This is a genomic window from Mesorhizobium sp. LEGMi-168a (assembly GCF_058312955.1).
In genome coordinates this window covers 104452-123934 of record NZ_JBZEGV010000020.1, presented here as the reverse complement: position 1 = coordinate 123934, position 19483 = coordinate 104452, and the positions used below count along the sequence as shown (strand labels likewise).

General features: G+C 64.7%; 14 protein-coding genes. 6 read left to right on the top strand and 8 right to left on the bottom strand.

Going from position 1 to position 19483, the window contains the following annotated elements; translation table 11 throughout:
• The coding region (locus AC4FWB_RS23575) for a beta strand repeat-containing protein (RefSeq protein WP_491028629.1) at positions 1-3688 on the bottom strand (3688 nt) is incomplete at its 3' end.
• A 324-nt stretch (positions 3689-4012) separates the two neighbouring features.
• Here AC4FWB_RS23575 and AC4FWB_RS23570 point away from each other — a divergent pair.
• Complete coding sequence (locus AC4FWB_RS23570; RefSeq protein WP_491028628.1) at positions 4013-5011, top strand: transglutaminase-like cysteine peptidase; 999 nt, start codon at positions 4013-4015, stop codon at positions 5009-5011.
• A gap of 12 nt (positions 5012-5023) precedes the next feature.
• Here the strand turns inward: AC4FWB_RS23570 and AC4FWB_RS23565 are convergent, their stop codons facing one another.
• The 4 genes from AC4FWB_RS23565 to AC4FWB_RS23550 are packed head-to-tail and all read right to left on the bottom strand — an operon-like array spanning position 5024 to position 10580.
• Positions 5024-5665, bottom strand: coding sequence for a ribbon-helix-helix domain-containing protein (locus AC4FWB_RS23565; RefSeq protein ID WP_491028627.1), 642 nt, complete (start codon positions 5663-5665; stop codon positions 5024-5026).
• Positions 5655-6944 (bottom strand): HlyD family type I secretion periplasmic adaptor subunit, encoded by a 1290-nt coding sequence (locus tag AC4FWB_RS23560; RefSeq protein ID WP_491028626.1) that lies wholly within the window; start codon positions 6942-6944, stop codon positions 5655-5657. Before AC4FWB_RS23560 ends, AC4FWB_RS23565 begins: the two co-directional genes overlap by 11 nt.
• A 15-nt stretch (positions 6945-6959) precedes the next feature.
• Positions 6960-9092: a type I secretion system permease/ATPase gene (locus AC4FWB_RS23555; protein ID WP_491028625.1), complete on the bottom strand. Its 2133-nt coding sequence runs from the start codon at positions 9090-9092 to the stop codon at positions 6960-6962.
• Between the two features lie 30 nt (positions 9093-9122).
• The gene (locus tag AC4FWB_RS23550; protein ID WP_491028624.1) at positions 9123-10580 is read right to left on the bottom strand and encodes a TolC family outer membrane protein; all 1458 of its coding nucleotides are present in this window, start codon (positions 10578-10580) and stop codon (positions 9123-9125) included.
• A gap of 534 nt (positions 10581-11114) precedes the next feature.
• Between AC4FWB_RS23550 and AC4FWB_RS23545 the strand changes: the two genes are divergently transcribed.
• Positions 11115-12458: an NAD(P)H-dependent oxidoreductase gene (locus AC4FWB_RS23545; protein ID WP_491028623.1), complete on the top strand. Its 1344-nt coding sequence runs from the start codon at positions 11115-11117 to the stop codon at positions 12456-12458.
• Here the strand turns inward: AC4FWB_RS23545 and proC are convergent.
• On the bottom strand, positions 12433-13248 hold the full coding sequence (gene proC, locus AC4FWB_RS23540; RefSeq protein ID WP_491028622.1) for a pyrroline-5-carboxylate reductase: 816 nt from the start codon (positions 13246-13248) through the stop codon (positions 12433-12435). The genes AC4FWB_RS23545 and proC overlap by 26 nt on opposite strands.
• Positions 13249-13504: 256 nt before the next feature.
• Between proC and AC4FWB_RS23535 the strand changes: the two genes are divergently transcribed.
• A complete protein-coding gene (locus AC4FWB_RS23535; RefSeq protein WP_491028621.1) occupies positions 13505-13975 on the top strand; it encodes a nucleoside deaminase in 471 nt (156 codons plus the stop codon).
• A gap of 82 nt (positions 13976-14057) precedes the next feature.
• Here the strand turns inward: AC4FWB_RS23535 and AC4FWB_RS23530 are convergent, their stop codons facing one another.
• Positions 14058-15377 carry an O-antigen ligase family protein gene (locus tag AC4FWB_RS23530; protein WP_491028620.1) on the bottom strand — a complete coding sequence of 440 codons (1320 nt, stop codon included), beginning with the start codon at positions 15375-15377 and terminating at the stop codon, positions 14058-14060.
• On the bottom strand, positions 15346-16359 hold the full coding sequence (locus AC4FWB_RS23525) for a glycosyltransferase family 2 protein (protein ID WP_491028619.1): 1014 nt from the start codon (positions 16357-16359) through the stop codon (positions 15346-15348). Before AC4FWB_RS23525 ends, AC4FWB_RS23530 begins: the two co-directional genes overlap by 32 nt.
• Positions 16360-16527: 168 nt before the next feature.
• Between AC4FWB_RS23525 and AC4FWB_RS23520 the strand changes: the two genes are divergently transcribed.
• From AC4FWB_RS23520 to AC4FWB_RS23510, 3 genes are read left to right on the top strand one after another with little or no spacing between them, the layout of a single operon-like run.
• Positions 16528-17700: a glycosyltransferase gene (locus AC4FWB_RS23520; RefSeq protein WP_491028618.1), complete on the top strand. Its 1173-nt coding sequence runs from the start codon at positions 16528-16530 to the stop codon at positions 17698-17700.
• On the top strand, positions 17697-18491 hold the full coding sequence (locus AC4FWB_RS23515) for a WecB/TagA/CpsF family glycosyltransferase (protein ID WP_491028617.1): 795 nt from the start codon (positions 17697-17699) through the stop codon (positions 18489-18491). The genes AC4FWB_RS23520 and AC4FWB_RS23515 overlap by 4 nt, the downstream gene beginning before the upstream one ends.
• On the top strand, positions 18488-19411 hold the full coding sequence (locus AC4FWB_RS23510) for a DUF6492 family protein (RefSeq protein ID WP_491028616.1): 924 nt from the start codon (positions 18488-18490) through the stop codon (positions 19409-19411). Before AC4FWB_RS23515 ends, AC4FWB_RS23510 begins: the two co-directional genes overlap by 4 nt.
• Positions 19412-19483: the final 72 nt, after the last annotated feature.

The following is a 19483-nucleotide window of genomic DNA, read 5'->3' as shown; positions in this document are numbered from 1 at the left end:
GGCCGTCGGCGCCATAGACCGGCGTCGCCGTGAACAGCGAGGCAAAGCTTGCCGTCGAGGTGTCGAAGGCGGCTCCGATCGTCTCGGCATCCTGCGTCGTCAGCAGCACCGCCGCCTCGCTCCCCGCAGCAATCGTCACCGTCGGTGCATCGTCGTTGAAGGTGATCGTCAGCGTACCGGGCGCCGTCGAGCCGTCGGCGTCGGTGATCACATAGCCCAGATTGACCGTGGCGTTGTTCTCGTTGTTCGGACCCTGTGCCTGCAGCACGTTGTCGAGCAGCGTTACCGTATAGGTGCCGGTTGCCGGGTCCGTCACATGCACGGTGAACAGGTCTCCGCGCGGGCCCGTCGCCGTCAGCGTGTTGGTGCCGGCATCCCAGCTGTAGGTCACGCCCTCCTGGCCGACTGTGCCGCCGGTGCCGTTGAGGGCCGCGAAGGAGAAGCCATTGGCGCCCGCGCCGTCACCGCCGACGCTGCCGCCGAGCGTGCCCGAGAAGCTCGCCTCGCTGCTGGCCGGACCGTCCGCGTCGCCGACATTGGCGTTGATGTCGCCGGTGATGCTTGCGGGATTGCCGCCGGCAAGCCCGTCATCGTCGACCGTTGCCGCGGCCGAGCCGCTCGTCGGCGTATTGGCGTCCGTCACCACGAAACTGACACCGGCCGTCGCCGTGTCGCCGTCTCCGTCGGTCACCGTGTAGGTTGCGGATGCGGCGCCCGTGCCGGCGACGGGGCTGTCGGCGGTGAAGGAGTAGCTTCCGTCGGCCTTGACCTTGATCGAGCCGTCGCCGATGTCGATTGCCTGCGAGTAGCCGTCACCACCGAACACCAGCAGCGTGCCGTTGATATGCGTCACGGTGGCACCGTCGGCGCCGGCGACGAAGTCCAGCGTGCCGGTAAGCGTCGCGCCTTCGGCGACGTTCTGCGGGGCTTCGACCGAAGCCGTCGGCGCATCGTCGTTGAAGGTGATGGTGAGCGTGCCTGTCGTGGACGAGTTGTCGGCGTCGGTGATGGTGTAGCCCAGATCGACGGAGGCGTTGTTCTCGTTGTTCGGACCCTGTGCCTGCAGCACGTTGTCGAGCAGCGTCACGGTGTAGGCGCCGGTCGCCGGATCCGTCACATGGACGGTGAACAGGTCTCCGCGCGGGCCGGTCGCTGTCAGTGTGTTGGTGCCGGCGTCCCAGCTGTAGGTCACGCTCTCCTGGCCGACCGTGCCGTTGCTGCCGTTGAGGGCGGCGAAGGAGAAGCCATTGGCGCCGGCGCCGTCGCCGCCGACACTGCCGCCGAGCGTGGCCGAGAAGCTCGCCTCGCTGCTGGCCGGACCGTCCGCGTCGCCGACATTGGCGTTGATGTCGCCGGTGGCGCTTGCCGCGTTGCCGCCGGCAAGCCCGTCGTCATCGACCGTTGCCGTTGCCGTGCCGGTGGTCGGGTGGTTGGCATCGGTCACCGCGAAGCTGATGCCGGCCGTCGACGTATCGCCATCGCCGTCGGTCACCGTGTAGGTCGCGGAGGCGGCACCGGTGCCGATCACCGGATTGTCGGCGGCGAACGAATAGCTGCCGTCAGCCTTGACCTTGATGAAGCCGTCGCCGATGTCGATCGCCTGCGAGTAGCCATCGGCGCCGAACACCAGCAGCGTGCCGTCGATATGCGTCACCGTGGCGCCGTCGGCGCCGGCGACGAAGTCCAGCGTGCCGGTGATCGTCGAACCCTCGGCAACGTTCTGCGGAGCTTCCGTGCTTGCCGTCGGCACGTCGTCGACGATCTTGACGCTTAGCGTGCCGTTGTCGCTCTGGCCGTCCAGGTCGGTCAGCGTGACGGTGAAATTCTCGAACAGGTTGTTGGTGCCCTGAATCGGGTCGTGCGCTTCATTGTCGACCAGCGTGTAGGTGTAGCTCACCTCGCCCGTAGCGGCATTGTAGCCGGTCACCGTCAGCGTGTTGCCGAGCGTCGTCGTGAACGAACCGCCGGTGAACACGCCATTGGTGATGAAGTCATGGCCGTCGATCGCCAGCGAGGCGATGCCGTCGGGCGAGGATATGGTGAAGGTCCCTGTGCCGGTCTCGGCCGTGCTTGCCGGATCGGATCCAGGCCCGCCCGGCGTGCCGACATTGAGCGCCGCTTCGTTGACGATGACGTCGCCGCCATTGGCCTCCGGCGTCAGGTCGCTGATCTCGGGCGTCGAGTTGCCGATCTCGATCGTCAGCGTGGTGTGCGAGGTGTCGCCGTCGCCGTCCTTGATCGTGTAGGTGAACACGTCATTGACGCCGCCGGGCGTGCCGGCGTCGCGCACATAGGTGTAGCTGCCGTCGGCGTGAAGCGTCAGCTTGCCGTAGGCGCCTTGGATCGCCGTGTTAAGCGTGCTCGCGTCGGCGAGATCGGCATTCGTCGTGCCCTTGGCGACGCCAACCACCGTCGCGCCGTCGGCGCCCTGGACGTCCGCAACGCCGTCCGTCGTGTTGGTGTCGCCGGCATCCGTTCCGCCCACCAGCACATTGCCTGTCGCCGGGCCGAACTCGCCGGCCGCGATGCTGTCGGTGTCGGCGATCGCCGTCGGCACGTCGTCGATGATGGCGACGGCAAAAGTGGTGCTGGCCGTATCGCCGTCGGAATCCGTGACGGTGATGTTGAAATTGTCCGGAACCGTGTCGTTCTGATCGAACCCGTTCGTAGCGTTGGGATGGGTGACCGACTCGGTCACCGTGTAATTGTATTGGATAGCGCCGGTATTCGGGTCGAAGGAGACGATGGTCAGGTAGCCGAACTGGCCCTGGATCTGCTGGCCGGTGCCGGTGACGGTGACGCCGTTGATGACGATCGAGCCGATGCCGTCCGGCGCGTCGATGGTGATCGCTCCGATGCTTGACGTTTCCGCGTTGCTCGGCGCGTTGCTGCCCGGTGATTGCGCTGGCCCGCCGTTCAAGCCGGTCTCGCTGGCCGCCTCGTCCGGGCTGAGCAACGACACGGCCACAACTGAAACGCCCTTGTCGGCGGCAACGGAGGGAAACAGCTCGCGATGCTCAGGCTGGCCGAACGCCAGAGCCGTCGGCGGCAGCAGCGCCGTCAGGCCGAAGCCGTCGCCGATTCCGCCGGGAGGAACCGAGAAGTTTCCGCCGGCGCTGCCGGGCGCGCCATTTCCGCCGGCCGAGATCGAGCCGTCGGCGCCGAAGGCGACATCGACATGGCTGGATTCAAGGGCCGCGATCAGGGCAACGCGCGGCACCTCGACGTCGCCGATGATGAAGGTTGGCACGTTCAGCGCGCCGTCCTTGATGACGATCTCGGATCCGTCGGGCTGCACCAGCACGAGGTTGTGGCCGTCGACCTTGATGTTGTCGATCGAGACATTGGCCGGAAGCTTCACGACATTGCCGGCTTCGGCGTGATATTCATGCGGAACATTGGACGCTGCCGCGTTCGCCGCCGGCGCGTTTCCGGCGGGAGCATTGGAGGCGGGAGCGTTGGCGTCCGCCGCCGGCTTGTCTGCCCCCTGTGCATTCTGCGCGTTATTGTCCGCGCCCTGTGCCGGCGCGCCTTTGCCGACATCGACCGGTACCGGTTCACCGCTCTGCGCTGCCTGGCCGCCGGCGGCCTGCGCGATTTGCACGCCCGCCGAGACCGGATGTTCGCCAACGGTCGTGTGCTCGTCCGAGAAATTTGAAACGGCGTCGAATTCGATACTGGTCGTCATAGCTCAAGCCCCCTTCGGCATTTCCCGGAAAGAGACATGTGAGCCTCGAACTTTGCAACACACCTTCAATCTTTTTCATATACTTGAATATGTAGAGATTCGCATTTTTTACACTTGGTAAATCGACATGATATACCCAGTTATGTATTATTGAAGGCCCCGCCGGACCGATTGGGAAATGCGGCGTCGGTTCGGCGGGTGAAAGTATAAATTTGAATAAAATTTGACATAAACCAGAATAGATTGATTCGCGAAACTTTACCCACCTTCCTTTCCGATAATTTGAGACAAGATCGGTAGCGTCCACAGTCAAAGGTGGGCGTTATGAAAATACAAAAAGCTGCTCCGGCGGCATCGGGGATCAAGGTTCTGCTGCTGGCCATCGGCCTCGCCGGTCTGCCGAATGCGTCGTCCGCCAGCGCGATTTCCGTCGGAAATCCCGCCTCTCAAACGGTGCCCGCGCCGGCCAATCTCGGCGGTGTCTCGCTGGCCAGGTTGCAGCCTTGGCAGCCCGTAGCCGCCTACCGGATAACCGGTGTCGTCGGCGCCTATGGACCCTTTGAGGCCCCCCCGATGGCAGGTTCTTCGAGCGGAGAGCGCGCCCTTGGCATCGATCCGATCCAGGTTGACCCGATTCAGGTTGACCCGATCCAGACTGGGGCGATCATCCCTGGCGTGTTCGGATCGGTGGCCTTGTCCATGCGCAACTTCCCGGTCGCCGCGCGCTGGGCTCCCGTCTACAAGGCCATTCTCGACTGCACGCCGGGCAGCGCCTGCGATCGTGAGAACGCGGCTTTTGCCGGGATCATCGACATTGCCAGCAGCAAGGGCTTTCGCGACAAGCTGGCCTTCGTCAACAGCTCCATCAACCGCCTGATCGCCTATCGCAAGGACAGCGCCGTCTACGGCAAGCTCGACTATTGGGCAAAGCCTTCGGAAATCCTCGAGCATCGCGCCGGCGACTGCGAGGATTTCGCCATACTGAAGATGGCGGCGCTGCTGCGCGCCGGGATCCCGGCGCAAAGCATGTCGCTCGTCGTGCTGCAGGACCGCCGCCGGAAATTCTTCCATGCCGTGCTGTCGGTGAGCACCGGAAGCGGCGCCTTCATCCTCGACAGTCTCAGCAACAATGTGGCGATGGACAGCGACCTTCCCGACTATGTTCCGCTCTATTCCTTCAGCACCGATCGCGCCTGGATCCACGGGTCGAAGTCGGGCTCGCAGGTCGCGGACATAGCGGGCGGCTTTGCCGCGGTGGCGCCCGGCGAAGGCGCTTCGCCCTTGGCCGCAATGCCCGCGACATCTGCCTTGAATGCAGAATAGGCGACTTGCCAGCTACCCGTTGAAGACGAACGCCATCAGAAGTTCCGGCTCGGTCACCGGCGCGCGCACGGCGCTGAGCTGGCCCCGGTAGCGGCGCTCGCCGGCGCCGATGACGAAGCCGGTGGTGACCGGCGTGTCGCCGTTGGCGTCGAGCCGGGCGAAGACGTCGGTGACGTTGAGGTCCAGCGCCAGCTTGAGGTCCTGCCGTCCGTCATCGCCCGGTGCGTTCGGCAGTTGGCGCCTGACCAATTGCTGGAAGGACGTGTTGAAGGTCAGGATCTTCTTCGAAGACGACAGCGCGAAGGCGGGCGAGGGGCAGGCGACCAGGATCGCGTTGATCGTGCGGATCGAGGCGAGCTTGCGCAACTCCATGCTTTCCTCGGCCAACCCACGCATGCACGCCACCCGGATCGCGGAGGTGAGGTTGCCCTGGTCGGGATGATTTTCGGCGATCTCCTCGACCAGCATGCCGATCGTGCATTTGCGGCTTTCGGCCATCTGCTTCAGCGATGCCCAGAAGGCACGCTCCAGCCGGATGCCGCGGCGCACGCCGCCGCGCGCCACGACGCGGAACTCCGGGCCGAAATCCTCGGCCGCGAGCGACGGCAGCAGCCGTTCGCGCGAAGTCTCGGGGCGGGCGGCGCTATCGCTCACTCATCGCCTCCTGACGCGCCTTGTTGATCGGCTTCAAAAGGTAGTTGAGGATCGTCTTGCGCCCGGTCTTGATGTCGACCGAGCAGATCATGCCGGGGATGATCGAATAGCTCTTGCCGTTCCTTTGCAGCGTGGATTTCTCGGTCGCGACGCGCACCTGGTAGTAGGGCTCGCCCGTCTTCTGATCGACGAGGCTGTCGGCGGTGATGTTCGAGACCTTGCCCTCGATGCCGCCGAAGATCGAAAAATCATAGGCCGTGACCTTGATCAGCGCGTCCTGATCCGGCTGGATGAAGGCGACATCGCGCGGCGAGACGCGCGCCTCGACCAGCAGCGTCTCCGAGGTCGGCACGATGCCGGCAACGACAGCGCCCGGCTGGACGAAAGCGCCGAGCGTGTTGACGTCGAGCGTGTTGACGATGCCGTCGACAGGCGAGCGGATATCGGTCCGCGCCACCTTGTCGGTGGCGCCGCGAATGGTCTCGTCGACCACCGATAGGTCGGCCAGCGCCTGCGTCAGGTCGCTCAGCGCCTCCTGCTGCAATTGCAGGCCGAGCTCGTCGACCTGAAGCTGCGCCTCGGTGATCGCCGCCTTGGTCTTCTTGATCGTCTCGCCGGCAAGGTTGAGCTGTCCGTGAAGGTCGGTCTGCTCCCGCTCGACCCGGATCTGCTCGGTCTTGGCCATCAGGCCCTTCTTGACCATCGATTCGACCAGCGCCGTTTCCTGGTCGCTGACGGCAAGGCTCTTGGACAGGCGATCGGAGTTGGCGGTTGCCTCGTCGAGCTCCTTCTCGCGCTGATCGAGACGCGATTTGAGCACCGAGAGCTTCACTTCGAAGTTCTCGCGGCGCGCGACGAGCAGCTTCTGCTCGTTGTCGCAGATTTCCGGCGCGGCTTTCTGGATGTCCGCCGGGCACGGAAACGCCCCCTCGACATTGCCGCCCTGCTCGAATTTGAGCCGCGCGATGCGCGCCTGCAGGGCGCGGGCCTTGGCCTGCTCCTCGCCGAGGCTCGACACATTGCCCGAGTTGTCGAGACGGATGATCAGGTCGTTCTTCTTGACGGTCTGGCCGATCTTGACCGCGATTTCCTGGACGACGCCGGCTTCGCTCGCCTGGATGATCTGCGTCTTGGAGGCGGGAATGACCTTGCCGTCGCCGCGCGCGATCTCATCGACCTCGGCAAAGGATGCCCAGGCGGTGAAGGCCACGAACAGTGCCCCTATGATGTAGACGGACGCCGATGCGAAAAGCGGCGGCCGGTCTTCTTTTGCAAACATTCCCCAACGCCCCGGTCAGGCATTCGCCTTTTGCAATGCCTGGATGACTTGTTCCTTCGCTCCGTCCGCGACCACGCGCCCCTGCTCGATGACGATGAGGCGCTCGACCAGCTCCAGCATGCTGTAGCGATGGGTCGACACGATCAGCGTCGTGTTGCGGTCGAATGCGACCTTGAGCTGCTTGATCAGCTGCCGTTCCGAGGCGAGGTCCATCGAGCCCGACGGCTCGTCCAGGAAGACGATTTTCGGCTTGGTCAGAAGCAGCCGCGCGATCGCCACCGCTTGCCGCTGGCCGCCCGAGAGATTGGTGCCGCGCTCGCCGACATTCATGTCGTAGCCGCGCGGATGGCGCGAGACGAAGTCGTCGACGCCCGCGGCTTTGGCGGCATCGATGATCTCCTCGTCGGTCGCTTCCGGCGCGGCCATCAGAAGGTTTTCCTTGATGGTGCCCGAAAACAGGTCGCCGGCCTGCGCGACGATGCCGACCGCGGCGCGGACTTCCGACGGGTGGTATTGGCGCATGTCGATGCCGTCGATGAGCAACTCGCCGGAAGTCGGCAGGAAGAGCCGGCCGATCAGCCGGCCCATTGTCGTCTTGCCGGAGCCGATGCGGCCGATGATGCCGATCCGCTCGCCTGGCCGGATTGCGATGTTGAGCCCGGTCAGAACCTCGTTTTCGGTGCCGGGATAGGCGAAACCGACATTCTTGAAGAGCATCGCGCCGCTGCGGATCGGCCGGTTGACGAAGCCGACCGTGTCTGGCCGGTCCTCCGGCTGCGACATGATCGTGTTGATGATCCTGAGCGACAGCATGGCCTGCCGGAAGCGGGAGAGCGTGATGGCGATCTGGCCGAGCGGCGCGACTGCCCGGCCGGCCAGCATGACCGTGCCGATGATGGCGCCTGTCGAGACCTGGCCTTCCGAGAAGGCGTAGGCGCCGGCAACCACCAGGGCGACGGTCACCAATTGCTGGATGGCGCCGGTGACGTTGCCTGCAGCCGCCGAAAGCTCCTTGATCTTTTCCGACGTGTTGGCCGCGTTCTTTGAGTGCTCACCCCATTTGCGCAGCAGGTAGGCCTCGGCGCGCAGCGACTTGATCGTCTCCAGCGTGGAGATCGATTCGACCAGAAGCGCCTGGCGCTGCGCTGCTTCGTTCATGGAAGCGGCGACCCGCTTGCCGATGCGCCGCTGTGTCACCAGCCCGACGATGACGGCGATGACGAAGGCCACAGCCGGTATGATTACCAGCCAGTCGCCGATGGCATAGATGACCAGCAGGAAGACGAACACGAAAACCGTATCGATGAAGACGCTGATGGTGTTCGAGGTGAAGAATTCGCGCACGAATTCATATTGTGTGACGCGGTTTGCGTATTCGCCGGTCGATCCGGGCCGCGCCGACAAGGACGAGTTGAGCACCTTCTCGAACAGCAAATAGGAAATCCTGAGGTCCGCCTTGCGCCCGGCATAATCGATGAGCGAGGCGCGGGCCGTCTTCAGCAGCAGGTCGAACACGATCGCCGCGCCGATCCCGAGCGCCAGCACCCAGAGCGTCGATATCGCCTTGTTCGGCAGGATGCGGTCGTAGACGTTCATGGTGAAGATCGGCGAGGCGATCGCCAGCAGGTTGATGAAGACCGCCGACAGCACGACCTTCGAATAGGTGCGCCAGAACGCGCCCATCGTTCCGGTCAGCCAATGGCGCCTTTCGATCCTCGGCGCCGTACCGACCGTCATCTCCTCGGCGGTGTTGGCATAGGTGATCGAGAACGAGGCGCCGCCGCTGATATAGCTCTCGGCGAGCTCCGATTTGCCGATCGTGGTGCGGCCGTCTTCCTGCGGGGCCGTCAGATATTGCCCGGTCTCGGTCTCGGCGAGCAGCGCAACCGGCAACTGGCTGGCGCGGAAGACGATGGCCGGAAGATCGACGCGGCCGCGCACGAAATCGCGATGGCTGAAGGCCTGGGTCTCGAGGCCGATACGTTCGGCGAGGTGCCTGATGTCGTCGGGATCGATGCGCGTGTCCGAAATCGGCACCCCGGCAAACAGCACGGTCTCCGCGCTCGGCCGGCCGAGATAGGCTGCAATCGCCGAGAAGCAGGCTTTGAAAGCCTCCTTGGGCGAGATGATGTTAGGTTGTTGGTTCACGATCCGCCCCGAAGGACCTGAGATCGATGCTTACATCGGCTGCTTCTTCCTGACCGGCGCGAGGATGTCGAACGGCAGATCGTTCTTCTGCTCCGACGGTGTGCGCGCATAGGTTTCGGTATCGGCCGTTGCCGGCACGCCGAATTCCGTTCGCGCGTAGGCCGCCGATTGCTTGGCCGGCTGGATGTTCAATGTCTTCAGCAACTCTCCGGTCGCGGCCAGCAGTCGGTATTCGGCGAACAGCGACGCATAGGAAGATGTGTCGGCCAGCGTCGCTGTGTTGAAGCGCGTGTTCTGCGCGTCGAGCACGTCGAGCAGCGAGCGCTGTCCAACCTTGAACTGCTCGCGGTAGGACGCGACCAGCTTTTCGTTGGTGGCTGCCTGCAGCCGCAGCGTCTGCGAAAGTTCCGCCTGGCGGAAGCGGCGGTCCCATGAGGTGCGCACGGCTTCCTCGATCTCGCGCAGCACCTGATGCAACGCAAGACGCTGCTCGCTGGTGCGGCGGATCTGCTCCTGCTCGTTGGCCTTGTCGATGCCGCCGCGATAGAGGTTCCAGCGCAGCACGACGCGCGCCTGCAGGTCGCTGGTGTCGCCATCGTCGCCGTCGATATCATAGCCGCCTCGGGCGACGCCCTCGGCAGTGATCGTGGGGCCGAATTTCGCCCGCGCGGCGTCGACCAGTGAAGCCGCCGCGTCGATGTCGCTGTTGGCCATATGGACGCGCGGATTGTTCTGCCTGGCGAGCCCGATCGCGTCATCGAGAGAGCGCGGCAGCGCGCCGGCCACATCGGCCGGCCGCGACGGATTGGTCAGCGGCTTGCCGACATTCTTGAAGAAGCGGATCTTGGCCGCCTCCAGTTCCTCTGCGGCCTCCTGCATCCGCGCCTTGGCGGCGTAAAGCCGCTCCTCAGCCTGCTGCCGGTCGGCATCGTTGAGCGCGCCGCCCGCGATGCCCTGCTTGATGTCGCCGAGTATAGACTGATGGAAGGCGAGGTTCTTCTTCGCTTCGGCGACGATCGACGCCTGCAGCATGTATTCAAGATAGTCCTGGACGACGGAAAGCCCGATGAACTCCGACCGCTCCAGCACCCTGAAGGACGCCCCGTCGACGCGCGAGGCCTGGCGATTCAATTCGGCCCGCCTTGCCCCGCTGTCATAAAGCGTCTGCGTAACGGTGAGATCGGCCTCGTTCGGGGAGAGGGCGTCATCGTCCTCGCCAAGCGCGCGCCGGGAAGAATTGTCCAGGCGGCGAACGCCGGTCGACGCTTCCAGATCGACGCTGGGAAGATAGAGGCCCTTCGCCTGGCGCAGCTCGAATTCGATGGCTTCGCGGTTTTCTATCGCCTGCCCAATCTCAGGATTGGACTCGACGGCGACTGCTACGGCTTCCTTGAGTGTGAGTGCGCTGGCGCTTCCGCAAGCCAATATCGACACCGTCATGGCAAGCGCAAGGCGCCAGCCGACGGTCACATTACCCGTCCTGGTCATTTTTACCCCGTGACTATCCCCGCGCCTTATTGTTTTTGTCGGCGCTTATTTGCCCAAGCCTGCCACCGGAGCTTGCGACGAGTATCTATCAGATTTTTCGAGGATGTGAGCGCTTAATGATTTAGAGGCGCCTAAAAGCGAGGTTTCCGACCATTAGTCTCGGCGGTTGTAGCAAAAATGGCACAGAAACGGTGCCCGCCTGGATTGATATTCGGCTGAAACCGACGGCGATCACGATTGTCCTTAACAAATAACCGGTCCGCATGAGGAATCGCCGAGCGCCCGTGAACAGCGCCATCCTCCGGCAAAATCGAGTCCTGGGCGCGAGCTGCCATCGCGGCCTTCCTGAAAGTCGGCCTTGCCGGAGCATCCCGCTGGTCGCGCTGAGAAAGCCGGAAGGCTGCGGATTGCTGGGGCAAATCTGCTGCGGTTCTGCAAGGCATGCACCTGAAAATGCCATCTGTGGCTGGTTTTGTTGGCAAACGGGGGCCGTTCCCTGTATTGCGGGCCGAAGCAAAGCATGGACGTTCTTGTATGACAAATGTCGCCCTGACCGGGCTTGCCCGCGATCTCGCCCGGCGCGCCGCCGAGGGCCGTCCCGTGCGCATCGGCGTCATCGGCTCCGGCGAGATGGGCACCGACCTGGTGACTCAGGGCATGCTGATGCCGGGCATTTCGGTCGCGGCCATCTCCACGCGCCGCCCGCACACGGCCCGCGACGCGATTCGCATCGCTTATGGCGACGACGCGATGGCTGCGGAAGCCGATAGCGCCTCCAAGGTCAGCCAGGCGATCGAAAGCGGCAGGATCGCGATCACCTCGAACGAGATGCTAGTCACCAATCCATTGATCGACGTCGTCATCGATGCCACGGGAAAACCCGGCGTCGCCGCCGATTTCGACCTGATGGCCATGGAGCATGGCAAGCATCTGGTGATGATGAATGTCGAGGCCGACGTCACCATCGGCTGCTATCTGAAGCAGCAGGCCGACCGGCTGGGTGTGGTCTATTCGGTCGGCGCTGGCGACGAGCCGTCGAGTTGCATGGAACTGATAGAGTTCGCCTCGGCGCTCGGCTACACCATCGTCTCGGCCGGCAAGGGCAAGAACAACCCGCTCAATCACGATGCCGTTCCGGACGACTATCGCGAAGAAGCGCTGCGCCGGAACATGAACCCGCGCATGCTGGTCGAGTTCGTCGACGGTTCGAAAACCATGGTCGAGATGTGCGCCATCGCCAACGCCACCGGCCTTGTGCCCGATGTCCCAGGCATGCATGGCCCCAGGGCCGATCGCGACCAACTGGCCAAGGTGCTCGTCCCGCTCGAGGACGGCGGCATCCTGTCGAAGAAGGGCGTCGTCGACTACACGATCGGCAAGGGCGTGGCGCCCGGCGTCTTCGTCATCGTCGAGGCGACGCATCCGCGCGTCGTCGAGCGAATGGATGACCTCCATGTCGGCCACGGCCCCTATTACAGCTTCTTCAGGCCATACCACCTGACCTCGCTGGAGGTGCCGCTGACGGCGGCCCGCATCATGCTCTACAGCCGGCCGGACATGGTGCCGCTGCCAAAACCGGTGGCCGAGGTCTGCGCGGTCGCCAAGCGCGATCTCGCCGCCGGCGAGACCTTCGACGCCATCGGCGAGACCTGCTACCGCTCCTGGACCATGACGGTGGCCGAGGCGCGCGCCAGCCGCGCCGTGCCCGTCGGACTGCTCGAAGGCGGCAAGGTGCTGAAGCCGGTCAGGAAGGGCGAATTGCTGACCGCCGACAATGCGGCGCCCGACCGGACGACCAGGCTGTACGCCTTGCGCAAGCTGCAGGACGAGATGTTGTACGGCGGAGTGAGCGCTACTTCCCCAGCTCTATCGACCTGAGCCGCGCCGCTTCCACCGCGTCGGTCAAAAGCTTCGTCAGCCGGTCTTCGCCCATCAGCACGGCAAGTGCTGCGGCGGTGGTGCCGTTGGGGCTGGTGACCTGCTGGCGCAGGACGCCCGGCTCTTCGTCGCTTTCGGCGGCGAGCGAGGCGGCGCCGTAGACGGTCTGCATGGCGAGCAGCTTGGCGGTCTCGGCCGGCAAGCCGGCCTTCTCGGCGGCGACCGTCAGCGCTTCGATGAAATGGAAGATATAGGCCGGGCCGGAACCGGAGACCGCCGTCACCGCGTCCATCAGGCTCTCGTCATCGATGGTCGTCACGACGCCGCTCGCCGAGAGCAGCTCGGCGACGAAACGCCTGACGTCGTCTAAGACCAGCGGGTTGGAAAACACCACCATCATGCCCTTGCCGATCGCCGCCGGGGTGTTCGGCATGCAGCGGACAATCGGCGCGAGATCGCCGAGGATCTCCGCGAAAGTGGCGACTGGCGTTCCGGCGGCGATGCTGACGAAGGTGGTCCTGCCATCGCCGAAGCGCTTGTAGCTTGCCGTCACATCGCGGATCACCTGCGGCTTCACGGCAATGACGACGAGATCAGGGGCGGCATCAGCCGGAATGGCGGAAGCGTCGGCGGCGGCATCGCAGCCCAGCGCCTCGGCGCGCTTGCGCAATTCGGCATTGGGCTCGACCACGAACACCGCCGACGGCTCGAGCTTGCCGGATTTCAGCCAGCTCGAGAGCATGGCGTAACCCATATTGCCGCAACCGGCGAGAACGAGCCTGATGGTCATGAAAACCTCCGCAAAGACGGCTCTCCTTAGCCGCTTGCGCGGCCGCGGAAAAGTCCAGTCTTAAGGAGATCGATCGGCCAGCAATTCCAGGCACGGGGAATGAGCGCTTCCGCATCTTCCGGCAGACCGAACCTCTGGCCACGTTGCGCAGCCATGAATTTAATGCCCATGACTGGACAGCTCCCAAGCGTTCCAAGAATATGGAATCCGGGCCTTTGCGCATGCAGTTGCGAATGGGCATCCCAAGGAGGCGGCCATGAGGAGCGATACCGAATATCTGCATTTGGCCGTGGAGATCGCGACCGAAAGCCGGGCCAATGGCAATCATCCCTTCGGGGCGCTCCTGGTCGGGCCGGAGGGCGACGTGCTCCTTTCATCGGGCAACACCTACGCGCGGGATCGGGGCGTTGGCCACGCAGAGGCAAATGTCGCCCGCGCGGCCGCGCAGCAATACGCCCCGACCTTTCTCGAGCGATGCACGCTGGTGACCTCGGTCGAGCCGTGCTGCATGTGCGCCGGGGCCTGTTACTGGGCCGGCATCGGCACCGTGGTCTACGGACTGAGCGAAAGGCGGTTGGCCGAGCTGACCGGAGACAACCCGGAGAATCTGACCCTCGATCTGAGCTGTCACCAGGTGTTCGCCGCCGGACGGCGCCATGTAGCGATCCGTGGCCCATTCCCTGAACTCGAAGAAGAGATCGTAAACGACCACAAGGATTTCTGGTGACGGAAGCCATCACAAAGGGTGGTGTCGACGAAGAGTCCGTAGCCTCTGCGGCGCCATTAGCTCCAGTCGACAGCCTGCTGATTTAGTAGGAGCGACGCCCGGGGATCGGCCGCAGCGAAACCTGCCTCAGGCCGAGCACGCTGAGCACGAAGAACAGCCAGACGGGATCGGCGCGGCGGAAGAAGAAGCTTTCGAGAAAACCGTTCAGCGCCGCGAACAGCACCACCATCATGAAGAAGTCGCCGAGATAGATGTTCTCCTTGCGCGGCGGGATGCGCATGTAGTCCCTGAGCGGTGCGATCAGGAAAGTGTAGACGGCGACGCCAAGCGCGGGGATGCCCATCAGCACAGCGATGTCGAGATAACCGTCATGGCCGTGCACGATGTTGCGGATGTCCCAGGGCCGGTCGAAGGGCTGGTCCTGGTTGAGCAGCAGCGGCGTTCCCCAGAAGCTTTCATAGCCGTAACCGGTCCAGGGCCTCTTCGCCAGCATCTCGCCGGCGAACTCCCATAGCGTCGTGCGGCCGGTATAGGTGAGATCCGGAAAATAGACCGCCGCCAGGTGCTTCACCGGCGCAATGAAGACGATGCCGAGCGTGCCGACCGCCGTCGCGACGATCGCCAGAGCGAACAGGATCGGCGTGCCGAGCCGCATGCCGATGAGGCTGGGCAGCACCACGATCAGGATCGAGAACGGCACCAGCCCGACGGTCGTCTTCGAGCCGGTGTGCAGCATGAAGATCATGGCGGCTGAGAAGATGCCCGCGCCCCACCAGCGTTGGCCGCGCCGCCAGAGATAGAGCCCGGCGAAGCTGAAGCAGGCCATCACCGGCCCCGCGATGTTCTTGTGGGTGAAGACGCCGCGCCACAGGCCCGCATGTTCGGGCTCCTGCGAATCGGTGGTGTGAAGCGCCTCATGCGGAAAGACGATGAGCCCGACATAGGAGAGGCCCATCACCACCACGGCGGTGAAGATGATGACCCTGGCGAAGGAGTCGGCATCGCGCGGCAGCACCAGGATCGTCGCCATGGTGATGATGCCGATCATGGTGAAGGAGGCGGCGCGCATCGCCGACGGCGGATCGGTGGCAAGGATCACCGACAGGAAGAAGAAGCCCAGCATCAGCGCCCAGGATGGGCTGATGAGCGAGCGCACCACGCGCGGGTCGGCGAAGGCGAGCAGCGAGAAGATCGAGATGGCGCCGAGCGAGCCGAAGCCGAGCTGGTTGACGATGTCGCCGCCATCGCCGGTGAGTTCGGCGCCGGCCGGCTGGAAGGGACGGAAGGAGACGATGATGACGGTAAAGAGCAGCGCCGCGACGGCCGTCGCAACACCCTCGCGCGTGAAAGCGGCGCTGAGCGGCGCGCGCTCAGTTCTTCTCAGGCTGTCGGTACTGCTCATTGGCATATCCGAATTCGGCAAGCACCCGGCCGAGCGCGACATAGACGGGATAGAGGCCTGTTGCCAGCGACCCCGTGCGCGCCAGCCTTGTGGCGCCGCGCAGCGGCGAGGCGGCAAGCAGCGCCAGGCTCTTCAGCAAAACCTTGGTCCCTGAGAACGGCGTGCCGGCACGCTTCTTCTTTTCCACCAGGGTGGAGATGACCCCGTTGCGCAGGCTGCGGGCGCGGATCCAGTCGGCTTCCACGCGCCGGGCCGGGACCGTTTCCCTGACCCTTGCCTCCGCGCACCAGCCGAGCGCGAAACCCTTCTGCGCCGAGCGGCTCAGGAAATCGGAATCGCCGCCGCCCATGAAGTTGAACCTGAGATCGAGGAAGGGCGGTCCCATAGCGACAAGCACATTGCGCCCGACCAGCAGATTGCCGGACGAATAGAGCGCCGGCACGCGGCCCGTTTCGCGGTATGGCGGCGCGAAGACCGGGTGGTCGGCCCATCTCGCATGGGAGGGATCGGCGAAGACCGGCACTTGCGGTCCGCCGACGATGTCGGCCCGAAGCGTCTCGGCGGCCTTGCACATACGCTCCAGCCAGTCGGGCTCGGCGATCTCGTCGTCGTCGATGACGAGAAGATGCTGGAAGTTGGGGAAGTGCAGCATCGCCGTCTGCCAGCCGGCATTGTAGGCGCTGCAATTGCCGCGCTCATGCGCGACGATGACCAGGCCCGGCATCTCGCCGCGCTCGAACAGCGGCAATGCCGCCTTGGCGCCCTCGCGCGCCTCGGCCTCGTTCTCCATGACGATGACGGCGAAGTGGCGCGCGGTTTTCTGGGCCTTGAGCGATGCCAGCGTTTCCAGGAGCAGTTGCGGCCGCTTGAATGTCGGCAGCGTGACGACCGCCTCGACGGTCTCGGCGGCGAGCCCCGGAGACCGCCCCGCGATCGATACCCCCGCGATCGATACCAAAGCGTCCGATGGCAAAGGGATCATCCGTTTCCAGCTGTGTGGGTCCGGCCTTCGATAGCAGCCCGATGATAACGCTTCGTTAATCACCTTTCGCGGCGGTCCCCACGAAACCGAGGCGCTCGGCCTTTGGGGGTGCCATTTAATCAAGGCTTCACCGCGTTCTGCTACCGGCTACACCAATGGATAGGTGAGATGCATCTGCTGTTCGCCACATCAATCGTGCCCGACGGCGCCCTCGCTTCGGGCTACGAGATTGCCAACGCCGCGATCATCGACGCGCTGCGGCGTGCCGGCGCGCGCGTGACGGTGATCGGCTTCAGCTGGCCGGGAAAGCCCGCCGCCGATCCTGAGAACACCATCGTCCTCGGCGCCATCGACGTGCGTACCGAAAGCGCCTCGCCGCGGCAGAAGCTCGCCTGGGTGGGCAAGGCGATGCGCACGGGCCTCACCTTTTCGTCCGTCAAGCTGCGCGTCGTTTCCGATGCGGATGTCCGCGCGGCGATCGAGCGCGCCGGCCCGTTCGACGGCTATGTCCTGAATTCCGTGCAATTTGCCGGCGCCTTCGAAAGTGTCCTGGGCGGCCGGCCGTCGATCTTCGTCGCGCACAATGTCGAGCATCGCTCGGCCGAGGAGAATGCCGCTGCGGCCGGCAGTGTCCTTCAACGCTGGCTGTTCCGCCGCGAGGCCAGGCTGCTCGAGGTCATGGAGAAGCGTCTGTGCCGCGCCGCGCGCTTCGTCTTCACGCTGGCCGAAGAGGACCGCGCGGCGCTCGGCGTTGCGTCCGACGACCGCTCGGCGGTGCTGCCGCTGGTGACGCGCGCCGAGGCGCCGGCGAACAAAGGCCCGCGCCGCATCGACTGCGACGCGGCGCTGATCGGCACCTGGACCTGGCAGCCCAACCGCATCGGCCTCGACTGGTTCTTGACCAAGGTCGTCCCGCGTCTCAGGCCGGATTTCCGCATCAGGATCGCCGGCAACATGCCGTCGGGCGTGACCTCGACACATCCCGGCATCCAGTTCGTCGGAAGGGTTCCGGACGCCCAGGCTTTCGTGCGCGGCGGCGCCGTCGTTCCGCTGATCAGCACCGCCGGCAGCGGCGTGCAGCTGAAGACCATCGAGACCTTCGAGCTTGGCCTGCCTTCCGTCGCCACCGGCCGCTCGCTGCGCGGCATCGGCTACCGGCCGCAAAACTGTGTCGTGACCGATGATCCTGTCGCCTTCGCCTCGGCGCTCGAGGCCGCGGCAGCCGATGTCCGCGACGTCGACGGCAGCGCCTTTCATCGCCGGCAACTCCGGGCGCTCGATGCCGCGGTCCGGCTTGGGCTGGAGAAGCTCGGCACCGTCAGGCGGGAGGTTGCTGCATGAACATGCATGCCGCCCGCTCCGCCTTCGGCTTCGACACGCTGAAGACGATCCTCGGCATCTCCGTCCTCGCCATTCGCTGGGACGATGCCGTCACACTGCTTTCCCGGCTGGTCGCCGAGCGGCGCTTCACCAAGGTGAGCTTCCTCAACGCGCACAATGCCAACCTCGCCTACAGCGATCCGGTGTTTGCCGAAGCGCTCGACGACTTCCTCGTGCTGCCGGACGGCGTCGGCGTCGACATTGCCGCAAAGCTGCTCTACGGCGCGCCTTTCCCCGACAATCTCAACGGTACCGATTTCGTGCCCGCCTTTCTGCAGGCATCGACACGGCCGCTGACCGTGGCGTTGCTTGGCGCGACGCGGGTCAATGCCGAGGCGGCGTCCGTCAAGCTTTCGGCGCTCGCCGTGCAGCACAAATTCGTGGTCGTCCATGACGGTTATTTTTCCCCGGCCGAGGAGCCGGCGATCGTCGAGCGCATCGCCCGGCTGCGGCCGGACGTGCTGCTGGTCGCCATGGGCGTGCCGCGTCAGGAATTGTGGATCGCGCGCCATATCGATGCCCGTCATTGCATACTGCCGATCGCGGTCGGCGCGCTGCTCGATTTTCTGAGCGGCACCGTGCCGCGCGCGCCGCTGTGGATGCGGCGCCTGCGGCTCGAATGGCTGTTTCGCCTCTGGATCGAACCCGGCCGCCTGTGGCGCCGCTATGTGGTCGGCAATCCGCTCTTCCTGTGGCGTGTCCTCAAGCAGAAATTGTCGCACGGACCGCGGCCGGCGGAGGCGCGCCGTTGAACAGCCGTTTCGTGCCCGCCGCCGCCGCCAGGATCGAGCCGCTGCCGCGCACGCCTTCGGCCGCGGTCGTGACGGCGAGCTACGCGCCGGATTTCGAGCGCTGCCGGCTGTTGTGCGAGACGATGGACCGCCATCTGACCGGCGTCGCGCGGCACTACATCCTTGTCGAGCACCGTGACGTGGCCTTGTTTCGCCAGCTCGAGGGCAGCCGCCGCACGATCGTCGACGAGCGGGACCTGCTGCCGCGCTGGCTGCGGGCTTTTGACGATCCGCTCAGCCTGTTCCGCCGCCGCGTCTGGCTGAGTTTCAGGACCCAGCCGCTGCGTGGCTGGCATGTGCAGCAGCTTCGCCGCATCGCCATTGCCATGGATGCCAGGGAGGATGTGCTCGTCTTTTGCGATTCCGATGTCGCCTTCCTCAAGCCGTTCGACGCGAACGCCTTCTGGCGCGACGGCCAGGTCCGGCTGTTCCGGCGCGATGGCGTGCTGGCCAATGACGGCCACGACGAGCATCGCATCTGGTCGCGCAATGCCGGCTCGACGCTCGGCATCGACCCGACAAAGACTTCGACCCACGATTACATCTCGACGCTGATCGCCTGGCGCCGCGAGACAGTCAACGCGATGTGCGAGCGGATCGAGAAAATGCACAGGCGCGACTGGGTCAGCGTCGTCGGCGCGGCGCGCAAATTCTCCGAATGCATGCTCTACGGCCGTTATGTCGACGACGTGCTGGAAGGGGCGGGTCATTTCCATGGCTCAGAAGAATTCTGCCGCGTCCACTGGAATGGCCAGGCGCTGTCGGACGAGGAGTTCCGCCGCTTCGTCGACGTCATGGCGCCCGAGCAGGTGGCGATCGGCATGCAGTCCTTCATCGGCACCGATGTCAGCCGCATTCGCCGCCTGATCGGGCTCGACTAGCCGCGTCGAGATTCAGGTCAGGCTGGCATCACCTGAATCTAATGCATGTCGTCCAAAAGTGTGCAGCGGTTT